The organism is Pseudomonas mangrovi, assembly GCF_003052585.1.
Taxonomy (GTDB): domain Bacteria; phylum Pseudomonadota; class Gammaproteobacteria; order Pseudomonadales; family Pseudomonadaceae; genus Aquipseudomonas; species Aquipseudomonas mangrovi.
The window spans coordinates 1-22,457 of the sequence record NZ_QASN01000013.1; the positions used below are offsets into that span (position 1 = coordinate 1).

Genomic DNA, 22,457 nt, shown 5'->3' on the forward strand with positions numbered 1-22,457 from the left:
GACTCCGAGACAACCTCAGGATCAAACCACCTCCTGAAGCCCGGCGCATTCTAATTGAATCCGCCACCAGCGCAACCTTTATTTTCTTCTAAGCTCTTGTTTTACAAGGGCTTTTCCGAACAAGTCACGCTGGAAGTGGTGCGCATTATAGGCCTGCGATTCTCAGCGTCAACAGCTATTTTCAGTTTTATTCAGGGATCAACGCGATACGGGCGAATGCTTTCTTGCCAGCCTGACAGACATGGGTCGCGCCGAGCTCAAATACAAAGCCGCGATCCACGGCCTGACCATCGACTCGCACCCCGCCGGAGCCCAACAGGTCTCGCGCAACGGCCGCGTTCTTCACCAGACCCGCCTTATTAAGCACAGAAGCAATGGGCATGGCTTCAGATGAGCGAAGCTCGATTTCAGGCAGATCTTCAGGCAGCTCCCCGTCCCGCATGCGATTACCCGCGGCTCGGTGCGCACTCGCAGCCGCCTCCTCACCATGGAAGCGCGCCACTATCTCCTCAGCGAGCTTGATCTTGATATCGCGAGGGTTTGCGCCAGCGCCGACATCAGCTTTGAACTGCGCAATCTCTTCCAGAGACCTGAAACTCAACAACTCGAAGTAGCGCCACATCAAGGCATCCGGCATGGAGACGATCTTTCCGTACATCACCCCGGGCGCTTCCTGGATACCTATATAGTTGCCGAGCGACTTGGACATCTTCTTAACGCCGTCTAGCCCTTCCAGAAGCGGCATGGTCACCACGCACTGTGACGGCTGTCCATACGCGCGCTGCAGCTCGCGCCCCATCAGCAGATTGAACTTCTGATCGGTCCCACCCAGCTCGACATCAGCGCGCAAAGCTACGGAGTCATACCCCTGAACCAGCGGGTACAAAAACTCATGGATGGCGATGGGCTGGTTGCTGCCATAACGCTTGCTGAAGTCGTCACGCTCGAGCATCCGCGCAACCGTGTATTGCGATGCGAGACGAATGAAGTCCGACGGTTTGAGCTGATCCATCCATGTCGAATTGAAAGCCACTTCGGTTTTGGCAGGATCAAGAATCTTGAACACCTGCGCCTTGTAGGTCTCCGCATTATCGAGCACCTGCTCACGAGTGAGAGGAGGCCGCGTGGCGCTCTTGCCGCTCGGGTCGCCAATCATTCCAGTGAAGTCACCAATCAAGAAGATCACCTGGTGACCAAGATCCTGGAACTGCCGCAGCTTATTTATAAGCACCGTGTGCCCGAGATGAAGATCCGGGGCAGTGGGATCGAAGCCCGCCTTAATCCGCAACGGCTGCCCTCGCTTCAGCTTCTCGATCAGCTCCGCCTCAACGAGAATCTCCTCCGCACCCCGCCTGATCAGTGCCAGCTGCTCTTCTACCGACTTCATCTTCCGTCTCGCACGTGCGTGAAAAAAAGGGTCCCAACCATACAAGATCATTCACCAAATACAAGCCAGGCCCGCGCCCCCAGGCAGACCCGCAATTTGGCGGAAGCGACGAAGCAGGGTTGCCTGCTGGCAATTTTGATTATAATTTACACAGTTAGTCCCTATTTCCAAGAAACACCATGAACTCATGACCGATACTCAAGCGAAAGCCAGGCCCTACCCGCGAAGCCATATTCTGGCGGCCAGCGGTGTCGCCGCGCTGCTCAGCCTGTCTCTCCTGGTGTTCCCCTCCCGCGAAGTGGAAGCCAAGAAGTCCCACCTAAGCCTGGATCTCACCCAGCAGATCGAAACAGCAGTGGACAGGCAGGAACCTCAACTCAATGTCGCTGCGGAAGGCCCCTCTCCGTTCGCTGTTGCCGCCCAGCTTGGCGCCGTCAGCGAAGCAGTGCCGAAACCCAAACTCAAAGTAGTCACGGTCGCCAACGGCGATACACTGTCGACGATCTTCAACTCGGCCGGCCTTTCCGCTAGCACGCTTCATGAGGTGCTCAACAGCTCGAAGGATGCCAAGCAGCTCACTCGCTTGAAGGTGGGCCAGGAGATCGAATTCCTGTTCGACGACAAGGAACAGCTGAGCTCGATCCAGACGCGACTAGGCCCACTGGAAACCCTTTCGGTCACCCGCGGTGACAAGGGCTTTGTCTTCGCCAAGGAAGTGATCAAACCCGATGTTCGCGCCACCTATGCCAGAGGCGTCATTTCCAGCTCACTGTTTCTGGCTGCCAAACGCGCGGGGCTCTCACACTCGCTGACGATGGATCTGGCAAACGTCTTCGGCTACGACATCGACTTCGCGCTCGACATCCGCGACGGCGACGAATTCGAGCTGGTCTACGAAGAGAAGGTCATCGACGGCCGCACCGTCGGCACTGGCAATATCCTCGCGGCTCGCTTCACCAATCGCGGCAAGACCTTCACCGCTGTCCGCTATACCAACAAACAGGGCGTCAGCAGTTTCTACAACGCGGACGGCACCAGCATGCGCAAGGCCTTCATCCGCACTCCGGTAGATTTCGCCCGTATCAGCTCACGCTTCTCGACCGGGCGCAAACATCCCATCCTGAACAAGATCCGCGCCCACAACGGCGTGGACTACGCAGCGCCGCACGGCACGCCAATCAAGGCCGCAGGTGATGGCCGGGTCATTCTTGCCGGACGCAAGGGCGGCTACGGCAATACCGTCATCATTCAGCACGGGCAAAGCTATCGGACCCTGTACGCCCACATGCAGGGCTTTGCGAAGGGCGTGCGCAACGGCAGCACCGTCGAACAAGGCCAGATCATTGGCTACATCGGGACCACCGGCCTGTCCACCGGACCGCATCTGCATTACGAGTTCCAGGTCAACGGCGTACACGTGGATCCTCTCAGTCAGAAACTACCCATGGCCGACCCCATCGCTGCCAACGAGAAGCAGCGCTTCCTCCAGCTGAGCCAGCCTCTCGTCGCACGCCTGGACGACGAGCGAGCCACTGCACTGGCCATGAATCACTGAGATGCCCCTCTACATCGGTGTAATGTCCGGCACCAGCCTCGATGGACTGGACATTGCGCTGATCCGTCAGGACGAACGACCGCAACTCATCGACGCTCTCTGCGTGCCCATGCCTGACGAGCTGAAGACATCCCTGCTTGCACTGTGCGCTCCTGGCGAAGACGAGATAGCGCGCTCCGCAGTAGCCGAGCAACACTGGGCGACGCTTGTGGCAGAAGGAATCGAAGCGCTCCTGCACAAGCAGCAACTTCCTGCGAGCGCCATTCGCGCGATAGGCAGCCACGGCCAGACGATTCGCCATGAGCCGCAGCGCGGATTCACCAAGCAGATCGGCAGCCCTGCCCTATTGGCGGAGCTCACCGGCATCGACGTGGTTGCCGACTTTCGCAGCAGAGACGTTGCCGCAGGCGGACAGGGAGCACCCCTGGTGCCAGCTTTTCACGAGATGCTGCTGGCAGATCCGCAAGAGCCCACCGCACTGCTCAATATCGGCGGCTTCAGCAACCTGACACTGCTGCATCCCCAGAGCGACGTTCGTGGCTTCGACTGCGGCCCGGGCAACGTACTGCTGGACGCCTGGATAAAGCGGTCCAAGGGCGAGGAGTTCGATCATGATGGCGACTGGGCGCGCAGCGGCGTCATTTGTGAGGAACTGCTCGAACGACTGCTGAGCGACCCCTACTTTTCAATCAGCGGGCCACGCAGTACGGGCCGCGAACACTTCAATCTCGGTTGGCTGCAGGACCGGCTGCACGGGATCGGCTGCGCAGACGAGGATGTCCAGGCCACCTTGCTGGAAGTCACCGCGCTTAGCGTGAGCAACGCTCTTGTGACGGCACAGGCGGATACGCGCAGGCTCTACGTCTGCGGTGGCGGCGCACACAACAAGGCGCTGATGGCACGCATCGAGGCGCTGCTGCCCAACTGTGATGTGGATACAACCGACGCGCTGGGCATATCCCCCGACTGGATGGAAGCAGCAGCCTTCGCCTGGCTCGCCCACTGCTGCCTCGAACGAATCTGCGCCAATCGACCGTCAGTAACAGGCGCGCGCGGCCTGCGGGTGCTGGGCGCAATCCACCCGGCCTGAGCAACAACAAAAAGGCCGCCCTGTGGCGGCCCGCAATCCCAAGCGAAAAATCAGATCGAGAAGGACTGGCCGCAACCGCAGGTGGTAGCGGCGTTCGGATTCTTGATCACGAAACGAGACCCTTCCAACCCTTCCTGGTAATCCACTTCGGCGCCCGCCAGATACTGGAAGCTCATAGGGTCGACCACTAGGCTGACGCCTTCACGCTCAACCAGGGTATCGTCTTCGGCGACATCCTCATCGAAGGTGAAACCGTACTGGAAGCCAGAACAGCCGCCGCCAGTCACGAACACACGAAGCTTGAGACGCGGATTCCCTTCCTCATCCACAAGGCTCTTAACCTTGCTGGCCGCCCCATGGGTAAATTGCAGCGGCGTTGGGATAAAGGATTCAACAGTCATCGGGTAAAACTCCTGGCGCTTTAGGCCAAACAAAGCAGGTCGGTAGCATTATCTGCTTACCCAAGAAAAACGGTCAACTATTCAGACCCGAGGCCTGCCGGCAACTCCAGCGGTGCTTCCAGGCTGTTGCTTCGGCACAGCCGCCCCTCGATGTGCGCGCCTGCGGCCATTTCCATGACTCCGTAATAGAGATTGCCGCTCACTCGAGCGCTCGCGCCCAGCTCCAGCAGCTCCGCAGCATGCACGTCGCCCTTGACCGCGCCCTGCAGAATGACCCGAGGCGCACGAATCTCGCCCACCACTTCACCATCCTGGCTCACCAGCACCACCCCATCGCTGGTATGCAGGTTGCCCCGCACGCGGCCATCCACCTGTACCGCACCCTCGAAGTGCAGATCACCGAGCAGTTCGGCGCCGCTTGCGATCACGCTGGTCTTGCCGCTGAACCGTTGCAGGCTCTCGCCTTTCGCCTTTTTCCACATGTCATCACTCTACGTCGAGCCAGTTGAAGGTACGCTCCAAGGGGTCCTGCCCCTTGACCGTCGCGCGCACCACTATCTTTTCGGCGACGAAGCCTTCCGGCAGCGTCAGATCGGCAAACCGGCCGGTCGCCGGAATTGCCTGAAAATGTTTGAACTCGAACGGAATGGCCTTCTGCGGATGCTCTGATGAGAGCTCCGCCAGCTCCAGCCGAACCTTCTTGCCGGACTGACGACCATCGATGAACACCTCCAGCTGACCATCAACGCTGGCATCTTCCTGACCTACCCGGCTCAACATGATGTTGTAGCGAAATACCCTTGGCGCGTCGGTCGATTGGAGCTCAAGCGACCTGATCCGCAAACCGTCACGCCGGCTACCCGGCGCCAGCACTCCCTTGTAGAACGCCAGGTCCTGCTGCAACTTGAATATCTGTTCCTCAAGCGACTTGATGCTCTGGCGATTGTGTTCGTCGACCTGTCGAGCCACCTGCTCCGCACTGGCCAGTACCATCAGGCGCTGCTCGAAATCTTCGGGCAACGGCTGGCCCAGCTCGGCACTGATATCCCGAGAGATCACCGCGCCACGCCAGAGACCACCAAGCCAGAACGCCAATGGCAGACAAAGCAGCAGGCAGAGCAGCACACGGCGGCGCCGCCTGTCGCGTCGGCAATCGCGCGGGCGGACTTCCCAACCATCCATCAGGGCAACATCGCAGGACTGGAAAGACCGAGCCGCTCATCCAGACCGAAGAGAATGTTCATGTTCTGGACAGCCTGCCCGGACGCGCCCTTGACCAGGTTGTCGATCACCGCCAGCACTACCACCAGATCGCCGCCCTGCGGCCGATGCACGGCGATGCGGCAGACGTTGGCGCCTCGCACGCTGCGCGTCTCCGGATGACTGCCCGCCGGCATCACGTCGACGAAGGGCTCGTCACGATAACGCTCCTCATACAGCGCCTGCAGATCGACGGCGCGATCTGCGACCGTGGCGTAAAGGGTCGAATGAATACCGCGAATCATCGGTGTAAGGTGCGGCACGAAGGTCAGCCCCACTTCGCCGCCCACGGCCCGACGCAGCCCCTGGGAAATCTCCGGCAGATGGCGGTGCCCCTTGACGGAGTAGGCCATCAGGCTTTCGCCGGCCTCACAGAACAGCGAACCGACCTTGGCCGCACGTCCGGCGCCACTGACCCCGGACTTGCAGTCGGCGATCAGCCTGGTCGGGTCTGCGAGCCCGGCCTCCAGCAGCGGCAGGAAACCCAACTGGGTCGCCGTCGGATAACAACCAGGGACGGCAATCAAACGAGCACTGCGAATCTGCTCACGATTGACCTCCGGCAAACCATACACCGCCTGCGGCAACAGGTCCGGAGCCCCGTGCGCCTGGCCGTACCAGCGCGCCCACTCATCGGCGTCCTGCAGGCGAAAGTCGGCAGAGAGATCGATGACCCGGGTACCTGCCGCCAGCAACTCGCCGGCCAGAGCATGAGCTACGCCATGCGGCGTGGCGAAAAACACCACATCGCAAGCGCCGAGGCTCGCGCTATCCGGAACGCTGAACGCCAACTGGTCGTAGTGCCCGCGCAGGTTGGGGTACATGTCGGCCACTCTGACGCCGGATTCGGAGCGCGAGGTGATCACGGCTACCTCGGCGTCCGGGTGCTGCGCCAGCAGACGGAGCAACTCCACTCCGGTGTATCCGGTGCCACCGACGATGCCGACCTTGATCATTGCGCGCTCCTTGAGGCAGTTCGCTGGAAAGCTGGGGATGATAAGACGCCAGCGCCGCGCGGCCAACCTCAACAGGATGACGAGGCGCCGCTGCAACCACTACTATCCCGACCTCCTACCGCTTCGAAGGTCCGATTGCGATGCTCTATCTGTGGGTCAAGGCGCTGCACATCATCTCGATCGTCTGCTGGTTTGCCGGCCTCTTCTACTTGCCGAGGCTGTTCGTCTATCACGCCATGAGCGACGACCAGACCAGCCGCGAACGCTTCTGCATCATGGAGCGCAAGCTGTATAGAGGCATCATGATCCCATCGATGATCGCCACCCTGGTGTTCGGGTTGTGGATGCTGCATCTGCACCCCGGCCTGCTGAAGATGGGCTGGATGCATGCGAAGCTGGCGCTGGTTCTTCTACTGATCGGCTACCACCATGTGTGCGGCGCGCAACTGAAAGCGTTCGCACGTGGCCAGAACGCGCGCGGACATGTGTTCTATCGCTGGTTCAACGAAGTCCCGGTGCTCTTCCTGCTGGCGATCGTCATTCTTGTGGTAGTGAAACCGTTCTGAGGCATGCGTCATCGAAAGCCCGGCTTTGCCTGAAAAAGGTGAATCTGCCGACTGAGTGGCGTCGCAGCTATTGTCCGCCAAGGCCCGTGGCCATTACCCTGCGCACTTCATAAACACGCATCCGACAGGGAAGCCAAATGAGCGAAACCCGCTACAAGGTCGTCTTCGACGGCGTACTCGTGCCCGGCGCCGATCTGGACACGACCAAGGACAATCTCGCCGCGCTGTTCAAGAGCGATCGCAGCAAGATCGATGCGCTGTTTACCGGCTCCGCCGTCGCACTCAAGCGCGACCTGGCCGACGCCGAGGCACAGAAGTACGTTGACGTGCTGCAACGCGCCGGCATCCAGGTCCGCGCAGAAACCGAGCTTGCCAGCACCCTGAGCCTGGTCGAAACCGAAGAGCATGACGCCAAGCCCAGCACCGAGCGCATGACCTGCCCCAAGTGCGGCCACGAGCAGCCCAAGGCCATCGACTGCGAGGCCTGCGGCGTCGTCGTCGAGAAATTCCTCGCCCGCCAGGCACAGCTGGCGGAAGCGCCACAGCCCAGCGCCGTCTCGCCCTATAGCGCGCCTCAGTCGCAAGTTGCTGACGCCTACGCGGAAGTTGGCGAGCTCAATCCGTTCGGCGTGGCGGGCCGTATCGGTCGACTGCGTTATATCGCTTGGTCGTTCGTCCTCGGGTTGGCGATGCTGCCGATATACGGGATAGCCGTTGGCGTCACGCTAGGCATCTCCGAAGCACTGGGTGGCGTGCTGATTTTTGCGGTGGTGATTGCGGCACTGGTATTCAGCGTCATGATTGGCGTCCAGCGCCTGCACGATATCGGCTGGTCGGGCTGGCTTTACCTGCTGCTTTTCGTCCCGCTCGTGGGCACCGTTTTTGCCATCCTGATGCTGGTGATGCCGGGCACCCAGGGGCAGAACAACTATGGCCCGCCGCCGCCAGCCAACAGCACCGCCGTCCTGGTGCTGGCCTGGTTGATGCTGGGGGTCATCATTCTGTCCATCCTCGCCGCGATCGCCGTTCCCGTCATGGTCGGGCTCGCGATGGCGTCCTGAGCCAAACGCAAAGTGGCGCCGCAAGGGCGCCACTTTTCTTTTGCAGGTTCGGATTTCTTCGCATCAAGCCCGCACGGTTCTCCCTGCCGCCCACTCGCGCAACGCATCCAGCCGTTCGGCCATTACCCGCGACAAGGGCGATGTATCCCTGATGGTCTGCAGCAGCAACGATTGGTCGATACTGCTCTGCTGCGCCTGAGCGGCATACAGAGACGCGACCACCGCCTGCTCGATCTCCGCGCCGGAAAATCCATCGCTGGCCATCGCCAGCTCGTCCAGTTGCAGCAGCCCCGGATCGATCTCCCGCTGCGCCAGATGAATGCGGAATATCTCGGCACGCACCTCGGCGTCCGGCAAGTCGACGAAGAACAGCTCGTCGAACCGCCCCTTGCGCACCAGTTCAGGCGGCAGCCGGTCGATGGAGTTGGCCGTGGCGACCATGAATACCGGCGCCTTGCGCTCCGACATCCAGGTCAGCAGTGTGCCGAGCACGCGCTGGCTGACGCCACCGTCGTTCTCGCCGGTGGCGACACCCTTCTCGATCTCGTCCATCCAGAGCACGCAGGGCGCCATCTGCTCAGCCAGCCGCAACGCTTCGCGCAGGTTGCGCTCGGTCTCGCCGAAGTACTTGTTGTACAGCGCGCCGAAATCCAGTCGCAGCAGCGGCAACCCCCACAGACCGGCAACCGCCTTGGCGGCAAGGCTCTTGCCACCGCCCTGCACCCCCACCAGCATCACGCCCTTGGGCAGATCGCGGCCCTTGCCGTCGAGAAAGATCTCCTGCCGCTCGCGCAACCAGCGCTTGAGATTCGGCAGGCCGCCGACTTCGGCAAAGCGCGAGGTCTCGTACTCGAAGCTGAGCACCCCCTCGAGATCGAGCAACTGGAACTTGGTTTTGTTCAGCTCCGGAATGTCTTCCTGGGTAATGGCGCCGTCGTCACAGATCACGTTGCGCGCCATGGCGCGCGCCTCGGCGTGGCTCAGACCACGCAGATTCTTCACCACCTGCTGCAAGGTGCGGTTGTCGGTACGCACCCGCGCCCCACGGTTGCGCTCGCTCCAGCGCGTCGCCTCGTCACGCACGATGGCCAGCAGCTCCTCCTCGGACGGCAGCGACAGCGAAAAGCGCGCCGAATAGCGCTGTACCTCGGCCGGCAGCTTGATCGCATGGGAAACCAGCACCACGGTCGGACGCTGAACCTCCTGCACCATGGCGATTTCCTTGAGCAGGCGAACCAGCTTGGGATTCTCGTGCAGGTAGGGATGGAAATCGCAGAGAACGTACAGATTGGCCTGCGGATCATGCTTGATCAGTTTCAGCGCCGCTTCCGGGTCGCTGCTGGGCACGCTCTCCTCACGGCCCTGGGCCACGCCCAGGCGCTGCAGCCCCTCGGTCACGCTCCAGGTGTAGCCGCCCAGACCACGCTTGATCAGCAGCCCGGTCAAGGTCTCGAGCACCCGCGGCTCATCCCAGGATTCGATGACGATCAGCTTGACCTTGGACTCCAGCACCAGACTGAGGTCATGAATATCATTCTTCAACGGCTCACTCCTTCGCATAGGCCCCACGGGCCGCTCAGTCCCTGTCGCACGTTCGAATGCATCAGCGGATCGATTGCAGGATTCGTCGAACGCGTGGAGCGCAAGATCCTCGCCGCTGGCGGACTCGCGTGCAAGCCCCGATGCGGATTTGCCGGCCGTCAACGGCGAGCCCGCGAACCAGGCCTCACCCTGGCAAAGGCCGTCGGCGACAGACTGCGGCAAATAGACGGTTGAATTAGCCACGCAGCCCACTAGACTGGGCGCCTGCCCCTTCTGCCGAGGCTCAACGCATGGCGACCGAACGCGACTACTCCAAACTCGACCGCGTACTCCTTCAGGCCGACGCCGCGCTGCGCACCCTGCTGCCGTTCTCCGGCCAGCCGCAACGTGTGTCACCCGCGTTGCTGCATCCAGACGTACCCCTTCGGGAAGATGACACCCGCCACGTGACTGGCCTGATGCGCATCAACCATACCGGCGAGGTCTGCGCCCAGGCGCTCTATCAGGGTCAAGCACTGACCGCCCGCCTGCCAGAGGTGCGCAGCGCGATGGAACACGCTGCGGAGGAAGAGATCGACCACCTGGCCTGGTGCGAGCAACGCATCCGCGAGCTTGGCGGACGACCGAGCCTGCTCAACCCCCTGTTTTACGGACTGTCGTTCGGCGTGGGCGCCGCTGCCGGCCTGATCAGCGACAGGATCAGCCTGGGTTTCGTGGCCGCCACCGAAGACCAGGTCTGTCAGCACCTGGATGAGCACCTGGCGCAACTACCGCCGGAAGACGAGAAGTCCCGCGCCATTCTCGAGCAGATGCGCATCGATGAAGAACAGCACTCCACCGCAGCACTTGAAGCGGGCGGATTGCGCTTTCCCGCCCCGGTGAAGTTCGGCATGACCCTGTTGTCGAAAGTCATGACCAAGGCCACCTACCGGATCTGACGAGACATGAACGACAAAGGGCGCCATCGGCGCCCTTTGTCGTTACGCAGAGTCTTCAGCGCGGCATGTTGCGGCCGTAGAAGATCTCCAGCATTTCATGCTTGAGACGCGCGGTGACCTGCTCGCGCTGCTCTCCGGAAAGCGTGCTGGCGGCATCACCGAACAGGTAGTTCTCCAGCTCGAAGTCCTTGAGCAGCATCTTGGTGTGGAACAGGTTCTCCTGATACACGTTGACGTCGGTCATCTGGTACGCCGCCTGGGTGTCGTCGGAGAGGTAGTTCTGGATCGAATTGATCTCGTGATCGATGAAGTGCTTCTGTCCTTCAATATCGCGGGTAAAGCCGCGCACGCGATAGTCGACGGTGACGATATCCGAATCGAACTGGTGGATCAGGTAGTTCAGCGCTTTCAGCGGCGAGATCACGCCGCAGGTGGACACGTCTATGTCCACACGGAAGGTCGCGATACCTTCGACCGGATGGATTTCCGGGTAGGTGTGCACCGTGATGTGGCTCTTGTCCAGATGCGCGAGGATGGTCTCCGGCAGCGGGCCGGGCGACTCTTCGATCTGACTCTCGGTTGGCTCGACCGGTTGTTCCGAAATCAGAATGGTGACGCTGGCACCCTGCGGCTCGTAGTCCTGACGCGCGATGTTCAGGATGTTGGCGCCGATGATGTTCACCACTTCGGTGAGTATCTGGGTCAGACGCGCTGCGTCGTACTCTTCGTTGATGTACTGGACGTAGGCTTGCTGATCTTCCGGCGTCTCTGCGTAGCAGATGTCGTAGATGTTGAAGCTCAAGGTCTTCGTCAGGTTGTTGAACCCGTGGAGCTTGAGTTTGCTTTTCACCGTTGGAACTCTCTTCTGATTGCGGCGCGGCCGCGTGATCGAGCATGCCCGTCAGAGACGCTGCGCGCTTCTGCGTAGGACGATTAACACCTCTTCGCGATCGCGATTATGGTTGTGCGCGGAGACCAGGCTCCGAAAAGGGGCGCCATTATGCATAGGCAGGCACCCCTGTACCAGAGTCTGTGCGGGTTTTGCGACGAGGACGCGATGCGGGGATGACAGTTCCGCTCGGCGCTGTCAGCCCAGCTCGACGATCTCGTAATCGTGACTGATCTCGACGCCGGCACGCTCGAGCATGATCGACGCGGAGCAGTACTTCTCGGCGGACAGATCCACGGCACGCTTGACCTGGGCCTCCTTGAGACCACGTCCCTTGACCACGAAGTGCATGCGAATGCGCGTGAAGACCTTGGGCTCCTCGCCGGCACGCTCGGCCTCGAGAAAGACTTCACAGCTTTCCACCGCCTGACGCGACTTCCTGAGAATGCTGACCACATCGAAATTGCTGCAACCGCCCAGGCCGAGCAGGAGCATCTCCATCGGCCGCACGCCAAGGTTGCGCCCGCCGCTCTCAGGCGGGCCATCCATCACCAGCGCATGACCACTGCCGGACTCACCCAGAAAAAGGGCCTCACCGGCCCATTGCACGCGTGCTTTCATCGCTGCAGGCTCCTATCGAAAAAGCGCGCAAGCTTAACACAAGGCCAGGAAACGCCTCGGTGGTCGCCAGACAACCGAAAAGCTGACTCGAAGTTCAACTCCAATTGTTAGCTTTGTCGCAAAAAGCTTTGCAGACGAATCTCGTCTGTTAAGCTGGCGACAGATTACTGGCACACTCGCCGGGATAAAGAAAAGAACAAATCTACGCCTGTTGTCTTTTCATTTAGGGATCCAAGCATGGTCGCTATTACCCTTACACCGAAAATCAAGCATCTGGATAAGCTGCTCGCCCATTGCCACCGTCGCCGCTACACGGCGAAGAGCACCATCATTTACGCTGGCGACCGCTGCGAAACCCTGTTTTTCATCGTAAAAGGCTCGGTCACCATCCTGATCGAGGATGATGACGGTCGCGAGATGATCATTGCCTATCTCAACTCCGGCGATTTCTTCGGCGAGATGGGCCTGTTCGAAAAGGACGGCACGGAGAAGGAACGCAGTGCCTGGGTTCGCGCCAAGACCGAGTGCGAGGTTGCCGAACTCAGCTACGCCAAGTTCCGCGAGCTCACCCAGCAGGACCCGGACATCCTCTATGCCCTCGGCAGTCAGATGGCCGAGCGCCTGCGCAACACCACCCGCAAGGTGGGCGACCTGGCCTTCCTCGACGTGACCGGACGTGTCGCGCGCACGCTGCTTGACCTGTGCAAGCAGCCGGATGCCATGACCCATCCGGACGGCATGCAGATCAAGATCACCCGCCAGGAGATCGGTCGCATCGTCGGCTGCTCGCGCGAGATGGTCGGACGGGTACTCAAGAGCCTCGAAGAGCAGGGGCTGGTCCACGTCAAGGGCAAGACCATGGTGGTATTCGGCACCCGCTGACAGCGGGTGCAAAAAGGGCCGGCAAATGCCGGCCCTTTTCGTTGGTGCCTATTCCGGATCGGCCGACTGCACGCGGCGCTGCTTGTCCGGATGGAACAGGCGCTGCAACTCGACGCCCGGGTTCTCCGCACGCATGAACGCCTCGCCGACGAGGAAGGCGTATACCTCGTGGATTTCCATCAGCTCCACATCGGCACGATTGAGGATGCCGCTCTCGGTCACCACCAGACGATCACGCGGAATCCGTGGCAGCAGGTCCAGGGTGGTTTCCAGGCTCACCTCGAAGCTGTGCAGATTGCGGTTGTTGATGCCGATCAACGGGGTATCCAGAACCGTCAGCGCGCGCTCCAGCTCATCGCCGTCGTGCACCTCGACCAGCACATCCAGACCCTGCAACCTGGCAACAGCAGCCAGCTCGGCCATGCGCGCATCGTCCAGCGCGGAAACGATCAACAGGATGCAGTCTGCACCCAGCGCCCGAGCCTCTACGACCTGATAGGGGTCGATCAGGAAATCCTTGCGAATCACCGGCAGACTGCAAGCAGCACGCGCCTGCTGCAGATAGGCGTCAGCGCCCTGGAAAAAGTCGATATCGGTCAGTACCGACAGGCAGGTCGCGCCGCCAGTCTCGTAGCTGCGGGCGATTTCGGCCGGCTCGAATACCTCGCGAAGCACGCCTTTGCTCGGCGAAGCCTTCTTCACCTCGGCGATCACCGCCGACTGCCGCGCGGCAACCTTCGCTTGCAACGCGGCGGCAAACCCGCGCACCGGGTCGGCAGCCGCAGCCGCGATTTCCAGCTCTGCCAGTGACACCCGGGCACTGCGCTCGGCCACTTCCTCATGTTTGCGCGCGATGATCTTTTCCAGAACCGTGGGTACGCTCATTGCGCGTTCTCCTGGCGGAATACCGCAGTGAAGGAAACCAGCTCTTCCAGCTTGTCCCAGGCTAGCCCGCCCTGGACCGCGTCCTGAGCCATGTGCACGCCATCAGCGAGACTGCCGGCATGATCGGCCGCATAGAGCGCCGCACCAGCGTTGAGCGCGATCATGTCGGCGGCCTTCTGGCCGTTCTCTGTACGTCGTTTGCCCAGCGCGTCGCGGATCAGCGCCAGCGAGCCCTGGGCATCCTCAACATTCAGACCGATCAGGCTCTGGCTCCTGATGCCGAAGTCCTCCGGGCGGATCCGATACTCACGGATCTCGCCATCCCGCAGCTCCGCCACCAGCGTCGGCGCGGCCAGACTGATTTCATCCAGGCCGTCCTGGGCATGCACCACCAGCACATGCCGGCTACCCAGACGGCGCAGCACTTCGGCCATCGGCCGGCACAACGCGGCACTGAACACACCGAGCACCTGATGTTTGACACCGGCCGGGTTGGACATCGGGCCGAGGATATTGAACAGGGTGCGCAAGCCCAGCTCGCGACGCGGCCCGGCGGCGTGTTTCATGGCGCCATGGTGCGCCGGAGCGAACATGAAGCCGACGCCGACGGTATCCACGCTGCGCGCGACCTCTTCCGGCGTCAGGTTCAGGTAGACTCCCGCCGCCTCCAGCAGGTCGGCGCTGCCGCTCTTGCCAGACACCGCGCGGTTGCCATGCTTGGCGACCTTGCCGCCCGCGGCGGCGACCACGAAGGACGCCGCGGTGGAAACGTTGAAGATGTTCATGCCGTCGCCACCGGTGCCGCAGGTATCGACCAGGCGGTCGCTGGCGAAATGCACCGGCTCGGCCAGCTCGCGCATCACCTGCACCGCGCCGACGATCTCGTCGATGCTCTCGCTCTTCATGCGCATGGCCACCAGGAAGGCGCCGATCTGCGCGTCCGTGCACTGGCCGGTCATGATCTGGCGCATCACCGCCTGCATCTCTTCGGTAGAGAGGTCGAGGCGCTCGACCACTCGCGCCAGTGCCTGCTTGATGTCCATCAACGCACGCCTCCGCTCTGCTTGAGGAAATTGGCGAACAGCTCGTGGCCCTGTTCGGTAAGGATGGATTCGGGATGGAACTGCACACCCTCGATGTTCAACGTCCTGTGCCGCAGACCCATGATCTCGTCGACACTGCCGTCGTCGTGCCGGGTCCAGGCGGTGATTTCCAGACAGTCGGGCAAACTCTCGCGACGCACCACCAGGGAATGGTAGCGGGTGACGGTCAGCGGGTTGTTCAGACCGGCGAACACACCCAGGTTTTCGTGGAACACCGGACTGGTCTTGCCATGCATCACCTGACGCGCGCGCACCACCTCGCCACCGAAGGCCTGGCCGATGCTCTGGTGGCCCAGGCAGACGCCGAGGATCGGCAGGCGTCCGGCGAAATGTTCGATCACCGCCAGCGACACGCCGGCTTCGGTGGGCGTACAGGGGCCGGGCGAGATGACGATGCGTTCGGGCGCCAGCGCCTCGATCTGCGCCACCGTCAGCTCATCGTTGCGCACCACCTTGACCTCAGCCCCCAGCTCACCCAGGTACTGCACCACGTTGTAGGTAAAGGAGTCGTAGTTGTCGATCATCAGCAGCATGTCAGTGGCTCCCCTCGATGGACTGCTCGGCCAGGCCGACCGCGCGGAACATGGCACGGCGCTTGTTCAGGGTTTCTTCCCACTCCAGCGCAGGCACCGAGTCGGCGACGATGCCGGCACCTGCCTGCACGTGCAGCTCGCCATCCTTGATCACAGCGGTACGGATGGCTATCGCGGTATCCATGTTGCCGTTCCACGCGTAGTAGCCGACGGCACCGCCGTAGACGCCGCGTTTGACCGGTTCCAGCTCGTCGATGATTTCCATCGCGCGGACCTTGGGCGCGCCGCTGAGGGTACCGGCCGGCAGGATGGCGCGTAGTGCATCCATCGCACTCAGGCCCTCATTGAGCTGACCGGTGACGTTGGAGACGATGTGCATGACGTTGGAGTAGCGCTCGATGACCATCTTCTCGGTCAACTGCACCGAGCCGGTGACAGAGACCCGGCCGACGTCATTACGCCCCAGGTCGATCAGCATCAGGTGCTCGGCGAGCTCCTTGGCGTCCGACAGCAGGTCCTGCTCCAGTGCCAGGTCCGCCGCCTCATTGGCGCCACGCGGACGGGTACCGGCGATGGGACGCACGGTGACCAGATTGTCTTCCACCCGCACCAGCACCTCGGGCGAACTGCCGACCACATGGAAGTCGCCGAAGTTGAAGAAGTACATGTAGGGCGTCGGGTTGATGCAGCGCAGCGCCCGGTACAGATCGATGGGCGCGGCCTGGAAAGGAATCGACATGCGCTGGGAGATCACCACCTGCATGCAGTCGCCGGCGAGGATGTACTCCTTGATCGCGGCCACCGCAGCCTCGAAGCTCTCGCGACTGAAGCTGGAGCGGAACGCCGGCTCACGGCCCTGGGGCACGCTCAGATCGACACCCAGACGCGGGGTGATCGGCTGACGCAACCGGCTCAGCAACTCCCCGAGCTGCGCCTGCCCCTGCTCATAGGCATCGGGCAGGGACGGGTCGACCAGGACGATGGCGTGCATCTTGCCGGCCAGGTTGTCGAACACCACCACGGCATCGGAGACCATCAGCAGGATGTCCGGCGTGCCCAGCGGATCGGGATTCGGGCAGTGCGCCAGTTTCTGCTCGACATAACGCACGCTGTCATAGGCGAAATAACCGACCAGACCGCCGTTGAAGCGTGGCAGGCCGTCGAGCGTCGGTACGCGGTAGCGCGCCTTGAACTGCTCGACGAAATCGAGCGGATCCTCGACCTCATGGCTCTCGCTGAGCGCGCCATCGATGCTCACGCTGATCTTGAGGCCGTCGGCACGCAGCACAGTACGCGCCGGAAGGCCGATGATCGAGTAGCGCCCCCACTTCTCGCCGCCCTGCACCGACTCGAGCAGGTAGGAGTTGGGCGCATCGGCCAGCTTGAGATAGATCGACAGCGGGGTGTCGAAGTCGGCCAGGGTTTCCAGGGCAAGCGGAATGCGGTTGTAGCCTTCGGCGGCCAAACGCAGGAATTCATCGCGGGTCATGATCAGCCTCGTGGTCGTGAGCTGTGAAACGGTAAAAGGCGAAACGCGCCGGCAACGGGCGCAGGAAGACGTCAGGCGCGCCAGCGCCAGCGGGCCAGAGCCTTGATGACCTTCATTCCTGCGGCTGTGAAGCCACGTTTGCGGGTTACCACCACGACGGGATCTCTATCGGCGGGAGTCGAACGCCCTGCGCGGCAGGGCCCGGCCACGTTAGCGCATGGCGCCAAGTCAAGGCAACAACTGGCGCAGATCGTCCACCAGCAGGTCGGGCGCCTCTTCAGCCACCGGCCGGCCGTGGTTGTAGCCATAGCTCACCGCGACACAGGCCACGCCTGCCGCTCGCGCGGCGAGCACATCGTTGCGCGAGTCGCCGATGAACAGCGCCTGCGCCGGGGCAATATCTGCCTGCGCCAGCACATGCAGCAGTCCGGCAGGATCAGGCTTCTGCTGAACCAGGGTGTCGCCGCCGACGATCCAGCGAAAGTAGCCGTCAAGGCCCTTCTCCTCCAGCAGCGGCGCGACAAAACGCTCGGGCTTGTTGGTGATGAGCGCAAGCTCGACGGACTGATCGCGCAACCAGGCGAGCGTCTCGATCACGCCCGGATAGACGCGGCTCAGGTGATGCTCGCCGGCATAGGCTGCGAGGAACAACTGCAGCGCGCGACTCGCCAGGTTGTCGTCCACCGCCGCATGCTCGACCGAGCCGGCCAGCGCCCGCCGCACCAGCACCGGCGCGCCGTTGCCGACCCAGTGCCGTACCTGCGCAACGCCGGCCGGGGGGCGGTCGAGCTGCAACAGCATGCTATCCACCGCGGCAGACAGGTCCGGCACCGAATCGAGCAGGGTACCGTCGAGGTCGAACATCACCAGGCGCGGCAGAGCGCCGCCGAACAGCCTTTGCATCAGCAGGCGTGGGCCAGCGCCAGCTCGGCGCGCATCTGTGCGATCACCTCGGCGTAGTCCGGCGCATTGAAGATCGCCGAACCGGCGACGAAGGTGTCGGCGCCGGCAGCGGCGATCTCGCGGATGTTCTTCACGTTGACCCCGCCGTCGATCTCCAGGCGAATCTCGCGCCCGGAGGCCTCGATGAGCGCACGCGCCTCGCGCAGCTTGTCGAGGGTGCCGGGGATGAACTTCTGCCCGCCGAAACCGGGGTTGACGCTCATCAACAGGATCATGTCGACCTTGTCCATCACGTACTTCAGGCACTCCAGCGAGGTGGCCGGGTTGAACACCAGACCGGCCTTGGCGCCGCCGTCGCGAATCAGCTGCAGGGAACGATCGACGTGCTCCGACGCTTCCGGGTGAAAGGTGATGTAGCTGGCGCCCGCCTCGATGAAGTCGCCGATGATGCGATCCACCGGCTTGACCATCAGGTGCGCATCGATAGGCGCGCTGATGCCGTACTTGCGCAGCGCGCTGCAGACCATCGGGCCGATGGTCAGGTTGGGCACGTAGTGATTGTCCATCACGTCGAAGTGGACGATGTCGGCGCCGGCGGCGAGGACCTTGTCGACCTCCTCGCCGAGGCGGGCGAAGTCCGCGGAAAGAATCGACGGGGCAATGGCGAACGGCTGCATCGGGCACCTCGAAAACGGCGGAAATGAGGGCGCGCAGTGTATCAGCCGGGCGCACCCGGCGGCAGCGCTGACCTGACAGATGCCGAGCGCACCAGCTAGTCTGAGAACACGTTGTCCCAGGAGCCGCCCCCATGCACAGATTTCTCCGCCCGCTCTGCGTCGTACTGCTACTCGGTTGCTGGCCAGCGCTTGCCGAGGAACCAGCGAGCGAAGAGCCACCAGCCGTCAATCAGGACGACAGCGAAGAGACGCCCGCCGAGTCGATCGAACGCCCCAATCTGCCGGAGCGCAGTGAACAGGACGCAGCGGCTCTGCAGCAGCGCTTCGACGACAGCGAACAACAGCAACTGGAGACCCCGAAAGAACGCTTCCTGGCACTCTGGCTACCGGCCAACGTCGGCGAGCCGAGCGGCATGGTGATCATTCTGCCCGGCGACAACATGCACGCCGCGGCACCCGAGGTCGTCGCACCACTACGTCGCAAACTGCCCGATGCCGGCTGGCACAGCCTCAGCCTTAGCCTGCCGGACCCATTGTCCGACCTCCCCCTGCCACGGCCGCAACCGGTCGCCGACGCGCCGCAGACCGAAGATGCGCACGCCGCAGAGCCGAGCGCCGACACACCGCCGGCAGTGACCGAAGAAACCACCCCGGCCGACACCGCAGAGGTCGCGCCAGCCCCGGCGCCGGCCGATGACGCCAGCGCGGCCGAGGCCCAGCGGCTGCGCGACGAAGCCATGCAGGCCCACGCGGAGCGGACGTTCGCCCGTATCGATGCCGCCGTGGTATTCGCCAATCAGCGCGAGGCGCCGCGGATCATTCTGCTGGGGCACGGTAGCGGCGGTTACTGGGCGGCGCGCTATCTCAAGGAAAAGCCCGCCCCCGGCGTCAGTGGTCTGCTGCTGGTGTCACCACAGGTTCCGGCAGGCTTCGCCCCCGCACTCGAGGAGCTCGCACCGACGCTGTCGCTGCCGGTGGGCGATCTCTTCTACAAGGATCAGGCAGCGGAACGCAGCGCGGCCCTGCGCCGCCTGCAGGCGAGCAAGCGCCTGAAGGCGGCCAACTATCGGCAGACTGCATTGAAGGCACTGCCCGGCAACCACGAGGCCGAACAGGAACAACTCTATCGCCGCGCCCGTGGCTGGCTCGAACTGCCGAGCCGCTGAGCCTGGCTCAGAAACCGTGGCGGTCGCGGATCAGCTTGTAGGCCGCGTGCAATGCCACGGTTCGATCGGACGCCTCGCGGATCAGAACCGCCGACGCGCCTTCGCCGGCCAGCTTGTCCGGATGATGGCGACTGAGCAGTCGGCGATAGGCACGCTTGATGCTCGCCTCGTCACTGTCGGCGCTGACACCGAGCAGACCAAGCGCCTGGCTGTAGGCGGAGTCGCGACCTGCCGCCGGCGCCGGAGCCCCGCGCGCGGACGCGCGCTCCTTGCCCATCCGCTCGACTTCAGCCAGATCGCGCGCCAGCCAGCGGCCCCAGAGCATGATCAGTTCGCGCTCGCTGCTGCCCACGCGCCCGTCAGCCCAGGCCATGCGCCAGCAGGCGCGCAGCAGCCGCTCGGCCTGCTCCGGCTCCCGCCGCAGACGACGCAGCGGGCCACGCAGGGAGACCTGGCCGACCTTGCCGCGGGAAAACGCATCGATAGCCTGCTTGCGCGCCTGCTCATCCATCCCCAATCGGCGCATTTCGTCTCGCGCACACTGGATATGCTGTGCCAGCACCGGCCCGTCGCTCTTGGCCAGTCGTCCGAGCAGCACGAACAGAAGCTCGGCGTCGGTGGGCGCCGGCGGACGACCGAACAACCTGCGCAGGTCATCCAGCGTCTGCAGCCCCAGCCGCCGATCCAGCGCCTGGCCGAGCAGCCCGCCGAGCAACGCACCGGGAATGCTCGCCAGGGCAAAGCCGCCCAGCGCTCCGACCACCGTCGCCGGCCAGTACATCAGCGCCTCCTCTCCAGAAGCGCCTCGACTTGCGCCAGGCGCTCATGCGTGCCGACGTCGATCCAGTATCCGTGGTGATGCTCGCCGTGCAATGCTCCGCCACTCATGGCCTGGCGCAGCAGTGGCGCCAGCTTGAAGCTTCCGGACTGGCAGCCCGCGAACAGCGCCGGGCTCAGCGTCGCGATGCCACTGTAGGTCAGACGCGGACAATCGACAGGCGCTTCCTCTATTTGCCCGCCGCACAGATTGAAGTCGCCACCGGGGTTGTGCTCGGGGTTATCCACCAGCACCAAACGCGCCAGGCCGGCAAGCGGCGCCCGCTGCAGGGCGAAGTCATAGTCGGTCCAGATGTCGGCATTGACCACCAGGAAGGGCCCATCGCCCAGCAGCGGCAACGCACGCTGGATGCCGCCACCGGTCTCCAGCGGCTCGCCCTCCGCCGACCAGGCGATGCTCACGCCGAAGCGCGAGCCGTCACCGAGATACGCCTCGATCTGCTCGCCCAGCCAGGCGTGGTTGATCACCAGTTCGCGAAACCCCGCCGCCGCCAGCGCACGCACGTGATACTCGATCAGCGGCACCCCCGCCGCACGCACCAGCGGCTTGGGCGTATGCAGGGTCAGCGGACGCATGCGCTCGCCCTTGCCGGCCGCAAGGATCATCGCCTTCATCGTGGGAGTGCCTCGCTCACCGGCAGCTCCGCCAGCAGCTGCGCCAGCGCGTCCAGTTCGGGGCGCCGCGACAGCACGGCCTGGATATAGGCGAAGAAGCGCGGCACGTCCGCCAGATAGCGCGGCTTGCCGTCGCGATGACAGATGCGCGCGAAGATGCCGATCACCTTCAGGTGTCGCTGGACCCCCATCAGATCGCTGGCGCGCAGAAACTGCTCAAGGCTCGCCTGCACCGGCACGCCAGCTTCCCGCGCGAGCTGCCAGTAGTCGCTCAGCCAGCCCTGCACGCGCTCCTCCGGCCAACTGAGGAAAGCATCCTTGAACAGGCAGGTGATGTCGTAGGTAACCGGCCCATAGACCGCATCCTGAAAATCCAGCACGCCCGGATTGGGCTCGCTGAGCATCAGGTTGCGCGACATGAAATCGCGATGCACCAGCACGCTCGGCTGGGCCAGCGCGCTGTCGATGAGCAATGCGCAGGTCTGCTCCCAGCGCTCGAGCTGCGTGGCAGACAGGTTCAGGCCGAGGTGGCGCTGCAGATACCATTCGGGAAACAGCTGCAATTCGCGGCGCAGCAGCGCCTCGTCATAGCGCGGCATATCCGCGTCCTGCGGCACTTGCTGCAGCGCCAGTAGCGCCTGCATGGCGTCGCGGAACAGCGCCTCGGCATTGCTCTGATCGATGACATCCAGGTAGGTCTGCCGGCCCAGGTCGGATAGCAGCAGAAAGCCCTGATCGAGATCGGCGGCGAGAATCTGCGGCACATTGAGGCCGGTACCGGCCAGCATCTGCGCCACCTTGACGAACGGCCGGCAGTCTTCCTGAGGCGGCGGCGCGTCCATGATGATCAGGCTGCGGTCCTCGTGCTGCCAGCGAAAATAGCGACGAAAACTGGCATCGCTGCTGGCGGGCTGCAGATCGGCCGCCGGCACCGCCCCCCAACCGCGCTCGGCAAACAGCCGCTCCAGAGCAGGTTCGAGCCATTCGCGCAGGTGTTGCAGACGCTTGTCTTCATCAGGCATTGCAGGGGTCTCCGACGGCGCTAGCCGTTGTGCGGGTCATGCTTTATTATCCAGCATCTTTTTCAGCCCATCGAGAGGC

At 63.0% G+C, this 22,457-nt stretch carries 23 protein-coding genes and 1 pseudogene; 7 read left to right on the forward strand and 17 right to left on the reverse strand.

Translation table 11 applies throughout. The features are described 5' to 3' along the window. Positions 1 to 187: 187 nt before the first annotated feature. Positions 188 to 1,387, reverse strand: a complete 1,200-nt coding sequence (tyrS, locus tag DBO85_RS06515; RefSeq protein ID WP_108106453.1) for a tyrosine--tRNA ligase — start codon at positions 1,385 to 1,387, stop codon at positions 188 to 190. A gap of 187 nt (positions 1,388 to 1,574) precedes the next feature. On the opposite strand from tyrS, the gene DBO85_RS06520 reads away from it, so the two are divergent. Then, positions 1,575 to 2,942, forward strand: a complete 1,368-nt coding sequence (locus tag DBO85_RS06520) for a peptidoglycan DD-metalloendopeptidase family protein (RefSeq protein WP_108106455.1) — start codon at positions 1,575 to 1,577, stop codon at positions 2,940 to 2,942. A gap of 1 nt (position 2,943) precedes the next feature. Next, complete coding sequence (locus tag DBO85_RS06525; protein ID WP_108106457.1) at positions 2,944 to 4,032, forward strand: anhydro-N-acetylmuramic acid kinase; 1,089 nt, start codon at positions 2,944 to 2,946, stop codon at positions 4,030 to 4,032. 50 nt (positions 4,033 to 4,082) lie between these two features. Here the strand turns inward: DBO85_RS06525 and erpA are convergent, their stop codons facing one another. The 4 genes from erpA to argC form a co-directional block, all read right to left on the reverse strand. After that, positions 4,083 to 4,433 (reverse strand): iron-sulfur cluster insertion protein ErpA, encoded by a 351-nt coding sequence (gene erpA / locus DBO85_RS06530; RefSeq protein ID WP_108106459.1) that lies wholly within the window; start codon positions 4,431 to 4,433, stop codon positions 4,083 to 4,085. Positions 4,434 to 4,510: 77 nt separating this feature from the next. Continuing rightward, positions 4,511 to 4,915 carry a bactofilin family protein gene (locus DBO85_RS06535; RefSeq protein ID WP_108106460.1) on the reverse strand — a complete coding sequence of 135 codons (405 nt, stop codon included), beginning with the start codon at positions 4,913 to 4,915 and terminating at the stop codon, positions 4,511 to 4,513. Positions 4,916 to 4,919: 4 nt separating this feature from the next. Next, positions 4,920 to 5,558: a DUF6776 family protein gene (locus DBO85_RS06540; RefSeq protein WP_108106461.1), complete on the reverse strand. Its 639-nt coding sequence runs from the start codon at positions 5,556 to 5,558 to the stop codon at positions 4,920 to 4,922. A 56-nt stretch (positions 5,559 to 5,614) separates the two neighbouring features. Beyond that, complete coding sequence (gene argC / locus DBO85_RS06545) at positions 5,615 to 6,649, reverse strand: N-acetyl-gamma-glutamyl-phosphate reductase (protein ID WP_108106462.1); 1,035 nt, start codon at positions 6,647 to 6,649, stop codon at positions 5,615 to 5,617. Positions 6,650 to 6,789: 140 nt separating this feature from the next. On the opposite strand from argC, the gene hemJ reads away from it, so the two are divergent. Together hemJ and DBO85_RS06555 are read left to right on the forward strand one after the other, a co-directional pair. Next, positions 6,790 to 7,215 (forward strand): protoporphyrinogen oxidase HemJ, encoded by a 426-nt coding sequence (gene hemJ / locus DBO85_RS06550; protein WP_108106463.1) that lies wholly within the window; start codon positions 6,790 to 6,792, stop codon positions 7,213 to 7,215. A 137-nt stretch (positions 7,216 to 7,352) separates the two neighbouring features. After that, entirely contained in the window at positions 7,353 to 8,276 is a 924-nt protein-coding gene (locus DBO85_RS06555; RefSeq protein ID WP_108106464.1) for a DUF805 domain-containing protein, read from the forward strand. Between the two features lie 63 nt (positions 8,277 to 8,339). On the opposite strand, the gene DBO85_RS06560 is transcribed toward DBO85_RS06555, so the two are convergent. After that, on the reverse strand, positions 8,340 to 9,818 hold the full coding sequence (locus DBO85_RS06560; RefSeq protein WP_108106465.1) for an AAA family ATPase: 1,479 nt from the start codon (positions 9,816 to 9,818) through the stop codon (positions 8,340 to 8,342). 290 nt (positions 9,819 to 10,108) lie between these two features. Between DBO85_RS06560 and coq7 the strand changes: the two genes are divergently transcribed. Beyond that, a complete protein-coding gene (coq7, locus tag DBO85_RS06565; protein WP_108106466.1) occupies positions 10,109 to 10,756 on the forward strand; it encodes a 2-polyprenyl-3-methyl-6-methoxy-1,4-benzoquinone monooxygenase in 648 nt (215 codons plus the stop codon). Positions 10,757 to 10,811: 55 nt separating this feature from the next. Here the strand turns inward: coq7 and speD are convergent, their stop codons facing one another. Next, positions 10,812 to 11,606: an adenosylmethionine decarboxylase gene (gene speD / locus DBO85_RS06570; RefSeq protein WP_108106467.1), complete on the reverse strand. Its 795-nt coding sequence runs from the start codon at positions 11,604 to 11,606 to the stop codon at positions 10,812 to 10,814. Positions 11,607 to 11,843: 237 nt separating this feature from the next. Further along, positions 11,844 to 12,266 (reverse strand): OsmC family protein, encoded by a 423-nt coding sequence (locus DBO85_RS06575; protein WP_108106468.1) that lies wholly within the window; start codon positions 12,264 to 12,266, stop codon positions 11,844 to 11,846. Between the two features lie 237 nt (positions 12,267 to 12,503). On the opposite strand from DBO85_RS06575, the gene crp reads away from it, so the two are divergent. Further along, entirely contained in the window at positions 12,504 to 13,148 is a 645-nt protein-coding gene (crp, locus tag DBO85_RS06580; protein WP_108106469.1) for a cAMP-activated global transcriptional regulator CRP, read from the forward strand. A 48-nt stretch (positions 13,149 to 13,196) separates the two neighbouring features. Here the strand turns inward: crp and trpC are convergent, their stop codons facing one another. The 6 genes and pseudogenes from trpC to rpe form a co-directional block, all read right to left on the reverse strand. Next, the gene (trpC, locus tag DBO85_RS06585; RefSeq protein WP_108106470.1) at positions 13,197 to 14,033 is read right to left on the reverse strand and encodes an indole-3-glycerol phosphate synthase TrpC; all 837 of its coding nucleotides are present in this window, start codon (positions 14,031 to 14,033) and stop codon (positions 13,197 to 13,199) included. Next, positions 14,030 to 15,076 carry an anthranilate phosphoribosyltransferase gene (gene trpD / locus DBO85_RS06590; protein WP_108106471.1) on the reverse strand — a complete coding sequence of 349 codons (1,047 nt, stop codon included), beginning with the start codon at positions 15,074 to 15,076 and terminating at the stop codon, positions 14,030 to 14,032. Before trpD ends, trpC begins: the two co-directional genes overlap by 4 nt. After that, the gene (locus DBO85_RS06595; protein ID WP_108106472.1) at positions 15,076 to 15,669 is read right to left on the reverse strand and encodes an aminodeoxychorismate/anthranilate synthase component II; all 594 of its coding nucleotides are present in this window, start codon (positions 15,667 to 15,669) and stop codon (positions 15,076 to 15,078) included. Before DBO85_RS06595 ends, trpD begins: the two co-directional genes overlap by 1 nt. A gap of 1 nt (position 15,670) precedes the next feature. Further along, complete coding sequence (gene trpE, locus DBO85_RS06600; protein WP_108106473.1) at positions 15,671 to 17,158, reverse strand: anthranilate synthase component I; 1,488 nt, start codon at positions 17,156 to 17,158, stop codon at positions 15,671 to 15,673. A 71-nt stretch (positions 17,159 to 17,229) separates the two neighbouring features. Continuing rightward, a pseudogene (locus DBO85_RS06605) lies at positions 17,230 to 18,061 on the reverse strand (phosphoglycolate phosphatase). Continuing rightward, positions 18,061 to 18,738: a ribulose-phosphate 3-epimerase gene (gene rpe / locus DBO85_RS06610; RefSeq protein ID WP_108106475.1), complete on the reverse strand. Its 678-nt coding sequence runs from the start codon at positions 18,736 to 18,738 to the stop codon at positions 18,061 to 18,063. Before rpe ends, DBO85_RS06605 begins: the two are co-directional and overlap by 1 nt. Positions 18,739 to 18,869: 131 nt before the next feature. Between rpe and DBO85_RS06615 the strand changes: the two genes are divergently transcribed. After that, positions 18,870 to 19,904 (forward strand): alpha/beta hydrolase family protein, encoded by a 1,035-nt coding sequence (locus tag DBO85_RS06615; protein ID WP_108106476.1) that lies wholly within the window; start codon positions 18,870 to 18,872, stop codon positions 19,902 to 19,904. Between the two features lie 7 nt (positions 19,905 to 19,911). Here DBO85_RS06615 and DBO85_RS06620 read toward each other — a convergent pair whose 3' ends face one another. Genes DBO85_RS06620 through DBO85_RS06630 form a run of 3 tightly spaced genes read right to left on the reverse strand, consistent with a single transcriptional unit; the run spans position 19,912 to position 22,378 of the window. Continuing rightward, positions 19,912 to 20,685 carry a TerB family tellurite resistance protein gene (locus tag DBO85_RS06620; protein ID WP_108106477.1) on the reverse strand — a complete coding sequence of 258 codons (774 nt, stop codon included), beginning with the start codon at positions 20,683 to 20,685 and terminating at the stop codon, positions 19,912 to 19,914. Next, positions 20,685 to 21,356: an N-acetylmuramate alpha-1-phosphate uridylyltransferase MurU gene (murU, locus tag DBO85_RS06625; protein ID WP_108106478.1), complete on the reverse strand. Its 672-nt coding sequence runs from the start codon at positions 21,354 to 21,356 to the stop codon at positions 20,685 to 20,687. The genes DBO85_RS06620 and murU overlap by 1 nt, the downstream gene beginning before the upstream one ends. Next, positions 21,353 to 22,378 (reverse strand): aminoglycoside phosphotransferase family protein, encoded by a 1,026-nt coding sequence (locus tag DBO85_RS06630; protein ID WP_108106479.1) that lies wholly within the window; start codon positions 22,376 to 22,378, stop codon positions 21,353 to 21,355. Before DBO85_RS06630 ends, murU begins: the two co-directional genes overlap by 4 nt. Between the last annotated feature and the right edge of the window lie 79 nt (positions 22,379 to 22,457).